General features: G+C 52.4%; 16 protein-coding genes and 1 pseudogene. 7 read left to right on the top strand and 10 right to left on the bottom strand.

Annotated features, from left to right (window positions below; translation table 11 throughout):
• Positions 1 to 154: 154 nt before the first annotated feature.
• Positions 155 to 289, top strand: a pseudogene (locus C5687_RS24965) (type VI secretion system tube protein Hcp); the annotation flags it as partial.
• 59 nt (positions 290 to 348) lie between these two features.
• Here C5687_RS24965 and C5687_RS01050 read toward each other — a convergent pair.
• Both C5687_RS01050 and C5687_RS01055 read right to left on the bottom strand, forming a co-directional pair.
• Positions 349 to 1,080 (bottom strand): MerR family transcriptional regulator, encoded by a 732-nt coding sequence (locus C5687_RS01050; RefSeq protein WP_059385788.1) that lies wholly within the window; start codon positions 1,078 to 1,080, stop codon positions 349 to 351.
• A 188-nt stretch (positions 1,081 to 1,268) separates the two neighbouring features.
• Positions 1,269 to 2,489, bottom strand: coding sequence for a diguanylate phosphodiesterase (locus C5687_RS01055; protein ID WP_104556255.1), 1,221 nt, complete (start codon positions 2,487 to 2,489; stop codon positions 1,269 to 1,271).
• A 337-nt stretch (positions 2,490 to 2,826) separates the two neighbouring features.
• Between C5687_RS01055 and ycgZ the strand changes: the two genes are divergently transcribed.
• From ycgZ to fdhF, 4 genes are all read left to right on the top strand, one after another.
• Complete coding sequence (ycgZ, locus tag C5687_RS01060) at positions 2,827 to 3,066, top strand: regulatory protein YcgZ (RefSeq protein ID WP_047958360.1); 240 nt, start codon at positions 2,827 to 2,829, stop codon at positions 3,064 to 3,066.
• Between the two features lie 4 nt (positions 3,067 to 3,070).
• Positions 3,071 to 3,391, top strand: a complete 321-nt coding sequence (locus C5687_RS01065; RefSeq protein ID WP_047958359.1) for a hypothetical protein — start codon at positions 3,071 to 3,073, stop codon at positions 3,389 to 3,391.
• Positions 3,392 to 3,420: 29 nt separating this feature from the next.
• A complete protein-coding gene (locus tag C5687_RS01070; protein ID WP_023327185.1) occupies positions 3,421 to 3,699 on the top strand; it encodes a biofilm development regulator YmgB/AriR family protein in 279 nt (92 codons plus the stop codon).
• A 189-nt stretch (positions 3,700 to 3,888) separates the two neighbouring features.
• Positions 3,889 to 6,039, top strand: coding sequence for a formate dehydrogenase subunit alpha (gene fdhF / locus C5687_RS01075; protein ID WP_104556256.1), 2,151 nt, complete (start codon positions 3,889 to 3,891; stop codon positions 6,037 to 6,039).
• A 43-nt stretch (positions 6,040 to 6,082) separates the two neighbouring features.
• Here fdhF and fliB read toward each other — a convergent pair whose 3' ends face one another.
• The 7 genes from fliB to C5687_RS01110 form a co-directional block, all read right to left on the bottom strand.
• Positions 6,083 to 7,300: a flagellin lysine-N-methylase gene (gene fliB, locus C5687_RS01080; protein ID WP_104556257.1), complete on the bottom strand. Its 1,218-nt coding sequence runs from the start codon at positions 7,298 to 7,300 to the stop codon at positions 6,083 to 6,085.
• Positions 7,301 to 7,388: 88 nt separating this feature from the next.
• Positions 7,389 to 8,051, bottom strand: a complete 663-nt coding sequence (locus C5687_RS01085) for a helix-turn-helix transcriptional regulator (RefSeq protein ID WP_104556258.1) — start codon at positions 8,049 to 8,051, stop codon at positions 7,389 to 7,391.
• A 48-nt stretch (positions 8,052 to 8,099) separates the two neighbouring features.
• Positions 8,100 to 8,612 (bottom strand): fimbrial protein, encoded by a 513-nt coding sequence (locus C5687_RS01090; protein WP_104556259.1) that lies wholly within the window; start codon positions 8,610 to 8,612, stop codon positions 8,100 to 8,102.
• An 11-nt stretch (positions 8,613 to 8,623) separates the two neighbouring features.
• Complete coding sequence (locus tag C5687_RS01095) at positions 8,624 to 9,571, bottom strand: fimbrial protein (protein ID WP_104556260.1); 948 nt, start codon at positions 9,569 to 9,571, stop codon at positions 8,624 to 8,626.
• A gap of 1 nt (position 9,572) precedes the next feature.
• On the bottom strand, positions 9,573 to 12,113 hold the full coding sequence (locus C5687_RS01100) for a fimbria/pilus outer membrane usher protein (RefSeq protein ID WP_104556261.1): 2,541 nt from the start codon (positions 12,111 to 12,113) through the stop codon (positions 9,573 to 9,575).
• A 44-nt stretch (positions 12,114 to 12,157) separates the two neighbouring features.
• Positions 12,158 to 12,835, bottom strand: coding sequence for a fimbrial biogenesis chaperone (locus tag C5687_RS01105; RefSeq protein ID WP_045285299.1), 678 nt, complete (start codon positions 12,833 to 12,835; stop codon positions 12,158 to 12,160).
• Positions 12,836 to 12,891: 56 nt separating this feature from the next.
• Entirely contained in the window at positions 12,892 to 13,422 is a 531-nt protein-coding gene (locus tag C5687_RS01110; protein WP_104556262.1) for a fimbrial protein, read from the bottom strand.
• A gap of 444 nt (positions 13,423 to 13,866) precedes the next feature.
• On the opposite strand from C5687_RS01110, the gene C5687_RS01115 reads away from it, so the two are divergent.
• Both C5687_RS01115 and C5687_RS01120 read left to right on the top strand, forming a co-directional pair.
• Entirely contained in the window at positions 13,867 to 14,526 is a 660-nt protein-coding gene (locus tag C5687_RS01115) for a helix-turn-helix domain-containing protein (protein WP_104556263.1), read from the top strand.
• A gap of 66 nt (positions 14,527 to 14,592) precedes the next feature.
• The gene (locus C5687_RS01120; protein WP_104556264.1) at positions 14,593 to 15,222 is read left to right on the top strand and encodes a helix-turn-helix domain-containing protein; all 630 of its coding nucleotides are present in this window, start codon (positions 14,593 to 14,595) and stop codon (positions 15,220 to 15,222) included.
• 44 nt (positions 15,223 to 15,266) lie between these two features.
• Here the strand turns inward: C5687_RS01120 and C5687_RS01125 are convergent, their stop codons facing one another.
• The gene (locus tag C5687_RS01125) at positions 15,267 to 15,461 is read right to left on the bottom strand and encodes a YdiH family protein (protein WP_003857766.1); all 195 of its coding nucleotides are present in this window, start codon (positions 15,459 to 15,461) and stop codon (positions 15,267 to 15,269) included.
• Positions 15,462 to 15,480 lie beyond the last annotated feature (19 nt).

Consider the following 15,480-nt stretch of genomic DNA (forward strand, 5'->3'; position numbering starts at 1 on the left):
ACATTCACTATGAGATCGCCCCAGAGCGAGTGAACGGAGATACGAAACTGCAGCTTCTTTATTCCAACTCATTCTTAGTTCCTTTAAGTAAGTAAGAATAGAATTATTATATTAACCATTTATTCTACGCGGGATTAAAAGTGCTGTTTTCTAGAATTTTAAGCTGGCGGGGAACGATACAATGAATCACATTGAAAGTGTCAGCATTCAATATGAAAAAATCACCTGGAGAATTCTTGATGGTAATATTCAGTTTTCAGATGCATGGAATGAGCGTCGTACAAGTTGACTTATACGGTTCGGGGGGGTAATGAGGTTTATTCAGAAAAAGGCCCTTAAGGCCTCTGACTATGACTGATGAAATGAAACCGCAAATCCCTGCTCACGCCAGTGATCGAGCTGCTCCTGCTGGCGAGGGGTTGGGGATTTCCCCGTCCAGACGAAGATTTTTTGCCCGGGAAACAGTTCAGGACGCGGTGAATCAATCGGTTCCGCCAGAACGTCAATGTGCCAGCCCTTCTGCGATAGGCGCGCGGCTTCAAGCCACAAATGGGTGCGATCATCGCATTCCCAGCCAATCAGGAGCGCGTCTTTACCGGCTTTCTTGCGGGACTCCGCCAGGCTTGCAATCGCGAATTCAATCAGTACGCCATCAAACAGGCTCGCCATGTGGCGCACGGTGTTTTGATCCTGGTTCATCCGCTGACGGACGGGAGAGAGAATATTGTCAATCAGCGCATCCATCGGGTGATCGCGACGAAACTCACCGACTTTGGCGCGCAGTTTTGCCGGGCTGGCGTAACGCAGTACGGTCATCATCTCTTCCTGGAAGGCGAGCCAGTTGCCCTGCGTCAACACTTCCTTGTTTTCCAGCAAGGCTTTGACTTTGCCGACCGAAACGCCGCTTTTCATCAGGCGTTTGATCTCTTCAATACGCAGGATATCTTCATCGTCAAACTGACGATGACCCCCTTCGCTGCGCTGCGGCTTCAACAATCCATAACGGCGCTGCCAGGCACGCAGCGTAACGGGGTTGATACCGCATCGTTCGGCCACTTCGCCGATACTGTAATAGGCCATTAACTCCCTCACGCTCAGAACTTCCATACCTAACTACACCAACCTTATCAGATTGTACAAACCATTTGTATAATTAAGGCCACATTTTGCTCAGGTGAACGGGCGACGTTGCCCTTCACCTGTTAATACATTGTTGTATAAAATGTGCCTGTCGTACAGTTAAGTCCGTCGAAATGTGTACAACCCTATCAGATTTCGAATCTCTTCTCCGGCCACGCAATCGCCGGTATCCCGCCATGCCGGGGGCTGGCAAAAAGGTGCCCCTGGAACTGGGAAATGCCTGCAGACTCCAGCCACATCCACTCTTCCGCCTTCTCTACGCCTACCGCACAGAACTGAATCTCAAGCGAGGCACAGCATTTAATGATCGCCTGAATAATGGCCTGTCGGGGGCCACTTTTGTGCACGTTCGCAACCAGATCGCGATTAATCTTAATTCTGTCCGGCTGGAACTGAGCCAGCAGCTGCAACCCGGCAAAACCGGCACCAAAGTGATCGATCGTCACGCTGATCCCCGCGCTTTTCAACTGCCTGACCGCATCCGTAAACTCATCAAAGCGGGAAATGGCTTCGCTTTCGGTAAACTCCACCACAATTTGCTCGGGCACAAACCCGTTGGCTTCAATCGCGGTAAGCAGGAAATCCACGGCGTTGGGAATGTTAACCAGCGTCATGGGCAGCAGGTTGAGAGATAACGTCTGGCCCTGTAACCCCAGCGCGCTGGCCATGGAAAGCGCGACCTGTTTGCTTTGCAAATCCGAGACATACACTTCGTCACGCGGCCGGTTGGCGAAATAGACCCCAGGTGCGCCGCCGTCGGGGGTACGGAGAAGCGCCTCCCAGGAGACGACCTGCTGCATAAACGGATCGACTATCGGCTGGAAGGCGAAGCTGCAATCCGCCCCTTTCGCGACCACTTCAGGTTGCGCGGACAAAGGTGTTTCTTCGGTGACAAAATCCCATGAATCCGCAGGCGGCAGTTCAAAGTAGTTCGATTTTTCAGTCGCTTCGATAAAGGTACGGAAAAACTGCAGAGGGCGGTCGTTGTAGGTCAGCTGGTAACGGGTCGTTCCCCTGTTGAGCACCTGCTGCAACACCTCATCTCTGTCGAACTGGCGTAGATCAAACAGCTCCATGCCCACGTTACCAAAACGCCGGACTGGACCGTGATCGCGCATTAACTCCACTACGTTATGGTGACGCGGGTCGTTACAGATCTGCTCATAGATGGAAGTTACCTGCTCCACCGGCCCTTCAAGCAGTTGAAAAAAATGTGTGCCGTTAAACAGCAGGATCCCCGTGACATTGGATTGCCGGTTTTTACGATTTGCAGCAGCGACCATGGCTTCCAGCGCTTTCACTGGAACGTCCTCGCAGATATGACTGCGGTAAATGATGGTTGTGAGCATGCTATTCCTGGGGTTAGGGTTTTGGCCACGAAAGACGTGGGTAATTTTCATTTATAGCACATTAATTGCCCTACAAATAATTTACATCTCAATCATTTACAGCAGTTAATGTGATTTTTTTCTCTGCTGTACAACTTACCAGCGCCAGAACTTTTTGTACAATATATCCTGTAACGTTACCGCTTCGCGACACCATCATAACTATATGATAATAAAGTAATTTATTAAATATATCATAAAAACATTAAAAATTTGTACATTTTAAGTGTACAGATTTTGAAATTGTGTATACCTTAAATGTAACGTTAGTGATTACAAAATTTTACAGGAGCGAAACATGCAGCAGAAAGGTTACGCCACAGATTCCGCAGCAGCGATCGCACAGTACTTCGAAAAGGCCGCCCTTCCGACCCAACAGGAGACGCTGGGTCAGGTGGTAGTAGAAATTCTCAGCGACGGGCGAAACCTCAATCGCAAATCGCTCTGTACCAAACTGCTCAGCCGACTCGAGAACGCGGATGGGCCGGAAGAGGAAGAGCATTACCACATGCTGCTTGGTCTGCTCTTCGAACGGTAAGGTTATGAACAGCAGTGACGCAGACAGTCTGATCGACAAGCTTATCGGTGAAGCCGTTCTCTCTCTGTTGAAAGAGCGGGGGCCTGTGACAACCGAAGGATTGCTACAGCGTCTGCGGACGATGAAAGCCTGTGAAAAGGATCCCCGGCGGCGGGAGACACTTGCGAAGGTGATTGCCGACATCGGCACAAATAATCTCGCCTTTACACGTCGCAGAACCGCACAAGGACGAACGAACAGAGAGGGACCTCTCAACGATAAAAGAGACAATGTAGTGCCGTTATTTGGAAGTGGAAAACCGTCCGACCCCAAAAAAATACATTGACTGCAATTTAACAGCTACGGTGAGAACAAATGAGACAAAATATTCAGCTTCAACCCGAATACCACTCTGCTTTTTTAGACAGTGCGCTGGCGGAATATTTCCGTCACGCAGGCGATCGTTTTGCTGAAGAGTCCGCTATTTTTTCTACTGCAGTACGCTGTGTTCTGGCCTCCGAGGGTCACCTGTCTAATAAAGCGATCATCTTATGGCTTATTCAGACGCTGGAAGCCACCAACGACGTGGTTCAGGCGGACGTCATTCGTAAAACGCTGGAAATCGTGGTGGGTTACACGATGGACGATCTCTGAATTCCTGCTTGCCACGCCCCCGACGTGTCATCGTCAAAACTGACGAACAGCCTGACGATGACACGTAACGCCCCGCATAACACCCTGTAATACCAGCAAAGCCAATCTGGCACGCTTCCTGCTTAACGCCACGTACGGGACTGGGTTGTCCAGTCAACTTTGCTTCATTTCTTAACAGGTCTGTTATTGATGAAAAAGATCGCCAGCGTCTGCCCGTACTGCGGTGCAGGCTGTAAATTAAACCTTGTCGTAGAAAATAACCGTATCATCCGTGCCGAAGCGGCAGAGGGGGTAACAAACCAGGGCACCTTATGTCTGAAAGGATTTTACGGTTGGGACTTCCTCAACGATACCCGTCTGCTCACCCCACGCCTGACCCAGCCAATGATCCGCTACCACAAAGGCGAGCCATTCACCCCCGTTACCTGGGAAGAGGCTATCCGTTACACCGCTCACCGGCTCAGCAGCATTAAAGCGCAGCACGGACCGCGGTCAATTATGACCACCGGCTCCTCCCGTGGAACCGGCAATGAAACAAACTATGTGATGCAGAAATTTGCCCGTGCGGTGCTAAACACCAACAACGTGGACTGCTGCGCGCGCGTCTGTCATGGTCCATCCGTTGCCGGGCTTCAGGAGACGCTCGGCAATGGCGCGATGAGTAATTCCATCAACGATATTGAGAACTCAAAATGTCTGCTGGTGTTTGGCTATAACTGCGCAGACTCCCACCCTATCGTTGCCCGGCGCGTGCTGAAAGCGCGTGAAAACGGCGCAAAAATTATCGTCTGCGATCCGCGGCGCATTGAAACGGCGCGAATTGCCGATCAGCATCTGCAGCTCAAAAACGGCAGCAACATGGCGCTGGTGAACGCCTTTGGCTATGTTCTGCTTGAAGAGGAGCTGTACGACAAAAACTACGTTGCACGCTTTACAGAAGGGCTTGAGGCCTACCGGCAGACGGTAAAAGACTATGCGCCAGAGCGTGTGGAACATCTCACCGGCCTCCCCGCCCGTGAGGTGCGTCAGGCGATGCGTACCTTCGCGGCGGCCCCTTCCGCTACCGTGATGTGGGGGATGGGCGTCACCCAGTTTGGTCAGGCCGTTGATGTGGTCAAAGGGCTCGCAAGCCTGGCGCTGTTGACCGGTAATCTCGGTCGTCCTGCCGTCGGCGTCGGACCGGTGCGCGGTCAAAACAATGTCCAGGGGGCCTGTGATATGGGCGTGCTGCCCAATATGTTCCCCGGCTATCAGGACGTCACCGATCCGGCCGTTCGGCAGAAGTTCGCCAACGCCTGGGGGATTGACGTTGCGGCGATGGACGATCGGGTCGGGACGCGCATCACCGAAGTACCTCACCTGGCGCTGGAAGGCAAGATCAAGGCCTACTACATCATGGGGGAAGATCCGCTGCAGACGGAGGCCGATCTCGGGCTGGTGCGCAGCGGTTTTGAAGCGCTCGATTTTGTCGTGGTTCAGGACATCTTCATGACCAAAACAGCGGAAGTGGCGGACGTTCTGCTCCCGGCAACCTCCTGGGGTGAACACGGCGGCGTCTTTACCTGTGCCGACCGGGGATTCCAGCGTTTCGGCAAAGCCATCGAGGCCAGCGGCAACGTGAAGCGCGACTGGGAGATTATCAGCCTGCTCGCCACCGAGATGGGTTACCCCATGCACTATGACACTAACCAGCAGATCTGGGATGAGATGCGCGAGCTGTGCCCGCTTTTCTACGGGGTAACCTATGAAAAAATGGGCGAGATGGGCCACGTGCAGTGGCCGTGCCCGACGCTGGATCACCCCGGCACACCGTACCTGTACAAAGATAATCAGTTCGACACACCAACCGGTAAGGGGCAACTGTTTGCCGCGCCGTGGCGCGCGCCGGCAGAAACGCCTGATGACGATTACCCGCTGGTGCTCTGTACGGTGCGCGAAGTAGGACACTACTCCTGCCGCTCCATGACCGGTAACTGCGCCGCGCTGCAAAGCCTGGCCGACGAGCCCGGTCGGGTGCAACTGAACCCTGCCGATGCGGACAAACGGGGCATCACTGACGGGCAGCTGGTCTGGGTGCGTTCGCGTCGCGGCAAAGTGATTACCCGCGCCAGCATCAGCGAGCGCATCAACGCCGGGGCCGTCTACATGACCTATCAGTGGTGGATCGGCGCCTGCAACGAGCTGACCCAGGATAATCTCGACCCCATCTCCAAAACGCCGGAAACGAAGTACTGCGCGGTGCAACTGGAGGCTATTGAGGACCAGCGCTGGGCTGAGGACTATGCGGCGTCTGCCTATCAAACGATGAAGACCCGGTTGATTAGCGCAGTGAATGTGTAAGTAAAAAGAGGCTCACAGCGTGGGCCTCTGACACATTGCGTGTTTATCCAATTAACAGCAGGCAGGATAAATCATCACCGCCGTTGATTTTATCGATTGCAAAGTCCATGCGCGCATCAATGGTCGTATTGTGCATGGTCTTTTCTGACAGGCTGGCGATGGTTTTCATCACCACCTGCTGGTCGATTTCACCCTGCATCGATTTTACGCTGAGAATGCATTTGACGTAGAAAAAGTCGAGCACCATACGATAAAACTGTCGCATGATGGTTGCCGTGTTTTTGCCGGGGAAATAGCTGCTGTAGAGTTTATACAGCAGATAATTGCGTAACACATAAGGCTCTGACAAACAGGAATCCTCACACAGTGTATGCCACTGCTGATTAATCTTGTCGAACTTTGCCTCCAGTTCGGCCGGGTCGTCTGAACCAGCAATATTCAGATACGCGGCAATGTGCTGATGCCCTTCCAGAATAAAACCGTCCCGGGCCGAATCTTTCGCCACGTTGGTTCCCATTACCGACAGCGCAAGATATTTCATCGCGTTTGAACGGGCCAGATTACCGGAATCCATCAGCGATTTTCCGCTTTGTAGTTCAGTCAGTAACGCGTCGTAGAAACGTTCCACTTCCGAAAATCTATTATGCAAATCAAAGTTAACGTGCTGAAGACAGAGAATAAACTGTGCCAGCGCCATTAAATTCTCTTCAATGTTACGGGATGGCGACTGGATGATATTCCAGGCAAAGAGATGGATCACCTGCTGCGTCTGCGAAGCAGACTGGCGCTGCCCAATCAGGTTTGTTTTATAGCGCGCCACGAGCTCATCCTGCTCCTGAAGCAGCATGGCATCCGGGTCAAACAGCACACGTCGCACCACTTCCGGACAGGAGAGCGTCATCGTATGTCGCGTCTCATCCTGATAGCGGGTTGAATTGCGGGGATAGATACTGCAGGTAGGCGACAGCGCCTCTTCCCCTAAATCACGGTGTACCATGCAGAGCTTGTTTTCATCGATAAACGGACAGTCCCCGTTTTCGTTGAGCCTGATTCTGGAATAGCTGCTCTTGCCCTTGCGCTGCAGGATGAGATTCTCTTTGGCAATGGCGGCAATACCCGGGTGTGAGGAGAGGAGATATTTCTGGTGGGTTTTCTTATCAATATTGATCGTCCAGCCACGACAGCATGACATTAAGCACTCTGGCCCAACGCACTGAAACTTAGTAAAAAAAAGCGGCTTGATAGTTTTATGAATATGCATAGCGAAGGCGTCATTTTATAAAGCATAAAAAGTACCATGACGCGCTCGCTATTCTAAAGGCGCATAACCGTGCACTATGTTTTGTAATTCACTGCATCAAGGGAACACATTCCCCGTAATGATTGACCAGATAGTCACGCAGCAGGTTCGGGTAACTCTTTTTCTCTACCATTTTGCGAATCAGCGCAATCAGTTCAAAATCCGTTCGCAGATTAAATTTCTGCATCATCATATATTTATGCGTAAAGACAGTTTTATCATTCATCTCCAGCGCCCGGGCCACCTGCACTACCGATAGCCCCCGGTAAAAATTCACCATAATGCGAATTTGCTGAGGTGATAATATTTTATACTGGCACTCACAGCAGCTTATTTTTTTCCAGATATAACCGGGCGCCTGCGTGCGATACCAGGCGAGAAAAAGCATCTCGCTCAGGCTATCGAGCGAGACATTACGCGGAATAAAAAGAATATCCTGGAAACAGGCGTTAAATGCCGAAACGCCCAGCGCATCCTCCACCAGTCCTAACACGATCCCTTTCTGGCGGGCCTGTAATTCTGGAATACAGGTGAGCGTCTCCCCTTTACAGAGGGAGAGCACGATAATATCGGCAGTGCTGACGTTTTCATGGCTAAATTGCGTCGCGAAGTGGATCGGCTGTTTAAAATTACGCAAAAAGAAATCTATAAAAAAACGCTGTAGTCCGCTGCGAAAAAATTGATCGGCTTCCTGAATAAGAATATTCAACATAGCAAGTACCACTGTCCTTAATGAGTGAGGAACGTCAACGCTGACATCTCAGTTATATTGCATCGTCATCACAACGACTGCACTGATACTCCCCGGCGTCGCGCCGCCGCTAACCGATTTGACCGACGCCTGCATAGCCATCGTGGCGGTTCTGTCTGCCGCAATAGTTTGCGTTATGCTGGAACCTGTTCCCTTTAGCGTCCCTGTTCCGGCCTCACGCATGGCGACCGCCACGTTTGTCGCCGAGCCGCTGTTCAGATAGTAGTCCGCCCCGGCGAGCGGATCGGGGCTTCCGGTGAACGAGACCGTGACGCTACGGGTTCCCGCCGGACACTGGGTAAACAGCAGGTTAAAAGGCACGGGATCGGATGATGACCCCGGCGTCGCCATATTGGTGGCCTGTATATTCCCAAGATTAATATCCATACTGGTGCTCCCGCCGTTAAAGATACAGGGCGAGGCAACGATATTTCCCGTGACGCCAAGATTCACGCTGTCAGCCGCGAACGCGTGCCCGCAGAATAAAAGAAGGATAAGCCCACGCTGATAATGTAATTTCATCACTCCACCTGTTACTGGTACGTCAGATTAAGCGTGGCGGAGGCATTCGCGGAGCCGGACTCGACGGAGGTTAAGGTCTGGTAATAACGCGCCGTTAACGGGAGCGTCTCTTGTCCCCCCGCAGACTGTTTTAATAACAGACGGCTATTTAATGCCAGCGGCGTACCGTTATATAAAAGCTGCACGCCGACACCTTTTGCCGTACCGGCACTCCCCTGCCCCGTTAAGGCCATCACGCTGGTATTTGCACTGTCTGGATTCTGTATTCCGCTGAGCGAGACCGTAATATTGGTGCCAGCGCTGCAGGTTAATCCCAGATTTTGTGTATTCTGCGCCACGCCCGGCGTGGTCCCCACTACGGTGCCAAAGGCGGATGCCGGAATATCACCAAGCGGGAACGTCAGCTGTGGCGTATTGATCGTGCATGCCAGGGCGTTGATGGTTCCGCCGGTAAGTTGCTCGGTCAGCCCGTCACGATAAACCCCGTCGCTGCCCTGGAGCGTGACCACGCCGATGACCCCCGGCGTTAAGGCACCGGATGACACCGGGCCGGTCACCACCAGCTCGACCCGGCCGCCATACCAGTCCACATAAGAGGTCTGCGCACTGTAAGAGAATGTATTGCTTGGGTTCTCGAAATAGGCATTTGAAGAAAACCGAATGCCTATGCCGCTGACGTTGGTGTTATACACATGATTGCCGTAGCTGCTCAGCGTGGCATTGTTATAGCGCATGCTAAAACCCAGCATTAACGGGTTGGTACACCCTGTCAGATAGCTGCCTGTCATGCTTCCCGTGCCGGAAAAAATCACCGTGCCGACAGGCGTATCACGTTGAACATTAATGGTTCCCACCGACAGCGTCGACAGCTGCGGCGTAATAGTGGTGCAGGTCCCTGCCCTGGCCACTTGCCAGCCGCACAGACAACACAGCAGTAACATAGCGTTGATAAACTTCATATTAATGCTCCTGGCGACACGTGACGCTTATGTCAGCGATGCCACCATACTGAGATCCTTTCGGCAGATTAAAATCCGCCCGACACTGCTGGTGGGATTGCGTCCCCCATGTCGCCAGAACGGTGCCCTGTTCACGCAGGCCGGTTAAATAGACCTGACCGCGATCGCCGACGATAAAACTGGCGCTGGCATCACCCTCCAGCGTGACCACCGCGCCAAACGGCACAAAACGGTTATTGTCCATTAAGGTCATCAGCACCCGGCGCCCCACTTTAGAGAGGTAATCGGCTTTCACGACCGCACCGCGTGTCGGCGTGACCGTGCGCGTATTGATCTCAAGCTCCAAATCATCAGGCATATTTTCAGGATCGAGGGCGAGATCGTTTTTTCGGTACACGGAGAGGTTATTCACCACCGTGTAGCCCCGGAAATCCGTCCGCACGCCAGCCTGATTGCGTATATTGACGCCGTGCGCGCCAGGGGCTTTGATTAACGCGTTGGTTTCCCCCAGCGGCTGCGACAGCGTAATGCCGTCAGCATGCGCAAGGATGCCGCCCTGTAAGCCATAATTCAGGCGCTCGCTACTGGTGTCGTAGCCATAGCCCGCCGAGACCTCGCCGTATGTGCCTTTATAGTCGCCGTTCATATTGCCGGTATAACCCACGCCATCGGTGCCGTAACCCTGCTGGATATTCCAGTTCAGGGCGCTGTTTTCGAGAGCAACCCCGTTCATGCCGAGATTGTGTGTTGTGCCATTATTTTGACTGGCGTTCAGGCCATAGTTGGCCCACGTCTGCGGCAGAAATTTGTCCAGCGGCACGCTGACGGTAAACGCCAGAAGCTGGTCGCGATCGTAAGATTTCGTACCCCCGCTACCGGATGACGCCGGGCTGCCGTTTTTACTGAATGTCCAGGTCACGCCATAGCTGATGTTGTGCCAGTAATTGTTGTAACCGACGCTCCATGACGCCATTGATTTATCGGCGTTCCAGTAGTCCTCCCGTGCGGCGCTCAGCGTCAGCGCGCCCAGGTTTCCACCCAGCGTCTGGCTCATCGTCAGCTCCACGCGATTGCGCCGTCTCTCCTGAAGTGCGCCGCTGTCCCCGAAGGAATCCAGCACTTCCTGCATCCCGTAATAGCCACGGGTTGAATAGCGGTATCCTGCAATGGAAAAATTTGTGCCGGTATTGAGGAGGTTCTTGCTGTAACGCGCGCGCAAGGACTGCCCCTGCGTTTTTGCGGTATCGGCCGGTGATGACCAGGCCTGGGTGATATCCGCGGAAAGCGCACCGAAATCGCCCATGTTTTTACCTACCCCAAGCGCCAGGGACTGGTACTTGCCGGAACCCTGCACGCCGCCATAGAGCGTAATGCCATCCGGCAGGCCATAAATCGCGGTGATCTGGCCAAACGGGGTTTTCTCCACGCTGCTGTTATAGGCGCGATACTGTCCCGCGGAGAGGGCATATTTCAGCCGTCCCTCGCGCTGCAATACCGGTACCGAGGCATACGGCAGCGTGAAATGCTGCTCGCTGCCATCCGCCTCTTTGATGGTCACGTCTAAGTCGCCCGCGCCGCCGGTGGGGTACATATCGCTAATCTCAAACGCGCCCGGCGCCACATAGCTTTGGTAGATCTGATAGCCATTCTGGCGGATCACCACCTGGGCATTGGTGCGTGCGATCCCGCGTACCACAGGCGCATAGCCCTTCAGGGAATCCGGCAGCATGTCATCGTCCGACGCCAGCTGGACGCCGCGAAACGGCATACTGTCAAACACATCCGCCGGGGCGGAACTGTCCCCGACGGTAAGCTGCGCTTTCAGCGGGATCACGGCGCGTTGCAGGTAGCTGTAGACCGTGTCCCATTGATCCTTGCCGGAAGGATCCCGCGACCAGGTGGTGTAGTTGCGTAAACGCCACGGCCCGATATTGATCCCCGGACGCAGGTTCGCATACTGGCTGTTGCTGCTTGCCCCCGCGCCCGTTTTCGCCCGGCTGGTCGCCCCGCTCAGGCTGTAATTGAGCATGGCTGCGGTTATCCCCTCATCCCACATCTGCGGCGGTACATAGCCTCTCGCCGGCAGGTCGATGGCTGCCTGAGGGATGCTGAGCACAAGGCGCTGGGCGCTAAACTGGAAATCCGCACTGGCCTGCGGTATCGCCTGAAGATTGACACATTCGCCCGGTTCCGCACTGAGTGCGGGAAATAATGCGGTTTTAACCCCCCAGCGCTTTAATTGCTCAATACTCAGGCACGGCTGCAATGACTCATCGCCATTCTCGTTTTTGCCTGCGGTAAAGCGAATATCCCCCGTCTCCACTAACGCGTCGTCAACAATAATATCGACATGGTAGTTCCCCGGCGCCTGAGAGCCTGATTCAAAAGCCGACAGATCGGCTTTATCCATGCCGGGATTATCCAGCTCTATCAGATCCGTGTTAAAAGCCACACTGGCGCAGAGCGTCGGAGAGGATCCGGCAAACGCCAGGGCGATAAACGTCGCCAGGCGTGCAGGCCGCATCCTGTTTATTACTGTCATGACGAATTACCTGATAAATACGGGCGTTGCCGTTTGCTAACACATTACAAACTGGCCTGGTGTAAAACGCCGGGACTGCCATAGTCATTAATGATTTTAAACGTGAGTGAATTTCCCCTTACTTCATTCGGTAATGCAAACCGGGCTGAAGCGCCGGGTAAAACGTACGTCACGTCATCCAGTTTTTTCCCCGCCAGCGTAATTTCATTAAAATTAATGACGTATTGCGTGGGGTTTTTGACCTCAAGGTTATTTCCTGTTCGTTGCCAGGTTAATTTATTGGCCTGTTCCTCTGGTGTTGACGCCCGCAGACCTTCAGGCCGGTAAATCAGTTTGATGCGGGTTTTCACTGCAATTTGCAGGGAGTTCGTCTGTTTTGATGCCGACGGAATCGCTTTAATATTCAGCCAGAACAGACTTTCCCGTTCCTGTGGCAATGCACCCGTCATTACAATTCGCTCAATGTTTTTTTGTCCGCCATCCAGGCGATATAATGGCGGTGTAATAATAAAAGGCGCTTTACCTGAATTCCCTTCCTGCATATCTATCCATGACTGAATTAAATAGGGCGTACTGTCAGGGTTATTTATGCTTATTGACGCTTCTTTTTTAGCCCCATCAAAGATGAGGCGGGTGCCGCCAATAATAACGCCAGCGTTGGCTGTGGTCAGCGTGAGCGCAGACAGCGCCAGGGCCAGTCCTGTCGTGGTGATAAAACGCATGATAAACCTCATACAACAAAGGGGCCGGGTTGGCCCCTTAATGATTCTGCAAAATATCAGTTATAGATCACTGAGAAGTTAGCGACAGAGTTTGCCGGGCCGGCGGTGACTGCCGCTGCGGTGGAAATATACTGGGCATAGAAGCTCAGGGTATTATCCGCCGTGCTGCTCAGCACATAGCTGTAGCTGTTGCTGCCATGAAGCGGGAGATCCGCCTTATCTGCCGTCATCAGGTTAATGGCTACCCCGGTCGCCGCACCCGCCGCAGACGAATCAATCGCCAGCAGGCTGGCATTGGTGGCATCCGGCGTACCATCAAAACGCACTTTGGCGCTGGTCACCGTCACCGGACAGTTTTTCAACACAATATTAAACTGCGTTGCTGCCGTTCTGGCGCCGGTGGTTGGGAACTCCGTTTTATAATAATCCCCTAATACCACGACCTGATTCTGAGACGCGACATCCACATCGCAGGCGGAATCCAGAATATTACCGTTAAAGTTAACGGTACCGGCTGCGGCAAAAGCGTGCGTCGTTGCCAGAGTGGAGCCGATTGCCAGCATTGCTATCATCATTTTATTTTTCATAAGTAAATCCTGTATCACTTTATTTATTACAGAAATCCAGACAAAGCGGTTTAAAGCTGTTCACCGCCACCTCACCTTGTCATTTATATATTGTCAGGTGCCCATTAAATAACGTCGCTTCATAGCTCAGCTTAAACATTCCGGGTTATGCCTGCCGACGAGTAAAATTTATACAACTCTTTTTCGACGCACAATCTATTTGAGGTCTAGCTGTAGACTCAGGTTTAACAAAATTAAAACAATTCTCTTTAGAATTATCTCAATGCCATTATTACGGGTCTACTTTTAGACCCGTAAAAGACAACCTTAAAATTCATATAATTAGTACTACAACATCTTGCGGTCTATTTTTAGACCTGCCGTAAACATTCCACGACTCGCTGTTTTTTAAGATAATTCTTTATGCCGATCAAAAAATGATCGCATCCGTAAGTGAGGTCTCTGATGAACACCCGAATGGCTCCCGAAGTCGATATTGAAAAAAACCCGGTGCTGACTGCAAAACCCTATAAGCACATCGAGAAATTAATTAATACTCTTCTTCCCCTGACAGAAAGACGCATTCTGTCCAGAGGGGAAGTGGTTCACTATTACCATCACGACGATCGTCAGTGTTTTTTACTTCTGCAGGGCAGCGTGGCGTTGCACCGTCGGGGAGATGGCATTGTATTAAATTCTGAATCCTCGCCGTTTATTCTCGGCGTCAGCAGCCAGTTCTCGTCAGAACATCTGTACGTCCGGGCGCTGGAAACCTCTGAACTCGCGGCCGTTTCGCTGGAACGTTTTAACAGCACGATTGCGCAACACAATTTGTGGGAACCCTTTTCGCATCTGCTGATCTATACCGCCTCCCGGGTCTACGAACACTGCTCGCGGATCTCACAGATGTCGGCCTATGACATCATCCGGTTTCAACTGGTGGAGTTGATGCAGGAGCCGGAAGCAATACGGATGAACACCACGGCGGCTGCGTATATACAGAGTCGAACCTGGCTGTCGCGCAGCGGAATTATGCGGATCCTGGCCGAACTTCGCACCGGGCAGTACATTACAATGGAGCGCGGCGTGCTGCTTGATATACACCATTTACCGAGGAAATACTGACCCAGGTGGTGCTGGCGAAAACGAGTAACGCTATAATCAGAAAGATGATTCTTTCAGGTTCAGGTTATGTCCACCACAGAAAAGCCACGACGTGGCTCCCCTTATGCACAAGAGCTGATTACGCACTTACAACCTTACTCTGCGATTCGTAACACCGGTCGCGGGGAGCAACTGGATCTGGTGGTCAACGGTCAGGGGATGAGTTATTTGATCCTGGAAGGCACCGTGGCCATTTACCGACGCAACGACAATCTGATGCTGTCGACGGCGAAAAGCCCGGCGTTTTTTGGTGTGGCCAACCTGAATGACATTTTTTTTGACGACTACCTGAAAACGGTGACCCCCTGCAAAATTGGCCTGTTGCCTACCCGGGAGCTCAACGTCCTCATTCAGGAGAAGGCGCTATGGGGGCTGTTGTCAAACCATCTGATGTTTATGTACAACCGGCTCTACAACACCGTCATGCCGAAGGGCGCCCCAACGGCCTATGAGATGATCCGCCAGCAGCTGATGTTATTGATGAATGAAGATGAGTCTTATCGCCAGGGGATTACCGCTGAGCGCTACATTCGCGACAAGACCCAGCTTTCCCGCAGCGGCGTGATGCGGATCCTCGCGGATTTAAAAACCGGGGGGTTTATCGAAATGGAAGAGGGCCGGCTCATTAAAATCAATAAACTGCCCGCTAAATATTGAATTCCGGAGACAAAAAAGGCCGCGGTTGCGGCCTTTTTACGCTCTCAATGGACGTGAACGCCCAACCGCCAGGCAAAATAGATCTCTTCTTTCAGCTCATTCGAAGAGAGCGCCAGCAAATCTGTAAATTCCAGCTCAAGCTGTTTCAGCTTTTTCAGGTACTGCGCCGGAGACAGGTTGCTCTTATCGCGACGTAAATATTCAATTGCCAGCTGTGTTGGGGTTATTTCAGTATCCATGATGTCCTCGCTTATGTAC

Source organism: Enterobacter sichuanensis (assembly GCF_002939185.1).
GTDB classification, from domain to species: Bacteria; Pseudomonadota; Gammaproteobacteria; order Enterobacterales; family Enterobacteriaceae; genus Enterobacter; species Enterobacter sichuanensis.

Coding starts and splice junctions, on each gene's coding strand:
- C5687_RS01050 (WP_059385788.1), bottom strand. CDS start 1,080: ATGGCCTATTACAGTATCGGCGAAGTGGCCGAACGATGCGGTATCAAC.
- C5687_RS01055 (WP_104556255.1), bottom strand. CDS start 2,489: ATGCTCACAACCATCATTTACCGCAGTCATATCTGCGAGGACGTTCCA.
- ycgZ (WP_047958360.1), top strand. CDS start 2,827: ATGCAGCAGAAAGGTTACGCCACAGATTCCGCAGCAGCGATCGCACAG.
- C5687_RS01065 (WP_047958359.1), top strand. CDS start 3,071: ATGAACAGCAGTGACGCAGACAGTCTGATCGACAAGCTTATCGGTGAA.
- C5687_RS01070 (WP_023327185.1), top strand. CDS start 3,421: ATGAGACAAAATATTCAGCTTCAACCCGAATACCACTCTGCTTTTTTA.
- fdhF (WP_104556256.1), top strand. CDS start 3,889: ATGAAAAAGATCGCCAGCGTCTGCCCGTACTGCGGTGCAGGCTGTAAA.
- fliB (WP_104556257.1), bottom strand. CDS start 7,300: ATGCATATTCATAAAACTATCAAGCCGCTTTTTTTTACTAAGTTTCAG.
- C5687_RS01085 (WP_104556258.1), bottom strand. CDS start 8,051: ATGTTGAATATTCTTATTCAGGAAGCCGATCAATTTTTTCGCAGCGGA.
- C5687_RS01090 (WP_104556259.1), bottom strand. CDS start 8,612: ATGAAATTACATTATCAGCGTGGGCTTATCCTTCTTTTATTCTGCGGG.
- C5687_RS01095 (WP_104556260.1), bottom strand. CDS start 9,571: ATGAAGTTTATCAACGCTATGTTACTGCTGTGTTGTCTGTGCGGCTGG.
- C5687_RS01100 (WP_104556261.1), bottom strand. CDS start 12,113: ATGACAGTAATAAACAGGATGCGGCCTGCACGCCTGGCGACGTTTATC.
- C5687_RS01105 (WP_045285299.1), bottom strand. CDS start 12,835: ATGCGTTTTATCACCACGACAGGACTGGCCCTGGCGCTGTCTGCGCTC.
- C5687_RS01110 (WP_104556262.1), bottom strand. CDS start 13,422: ATGAAAAATAAAATGATGATAGCAATGCTGGCAATCGGCTCCACTCTG.
- C5687_RS01115 (WP_104556263.1), top strand. CDS start 13,867: ATGAACACCCGAATGGCTCCCGAAGTCGATATTGAAAAAAACCCGGTG.
- C5687_RS01120 (WP_104556264.1), top strand. CDS start 14,593: ATGTCCACCACAGAAAAGCCACGACGTGGCTCCCCTTATGCACAAGAG.
- C5687_RS01125 (WP_003857766.1), bottom strand. CDS start 15,461: ATGGATACTGAAATAACCCCAACACAGCTGGCAATTGAATATTTACGT.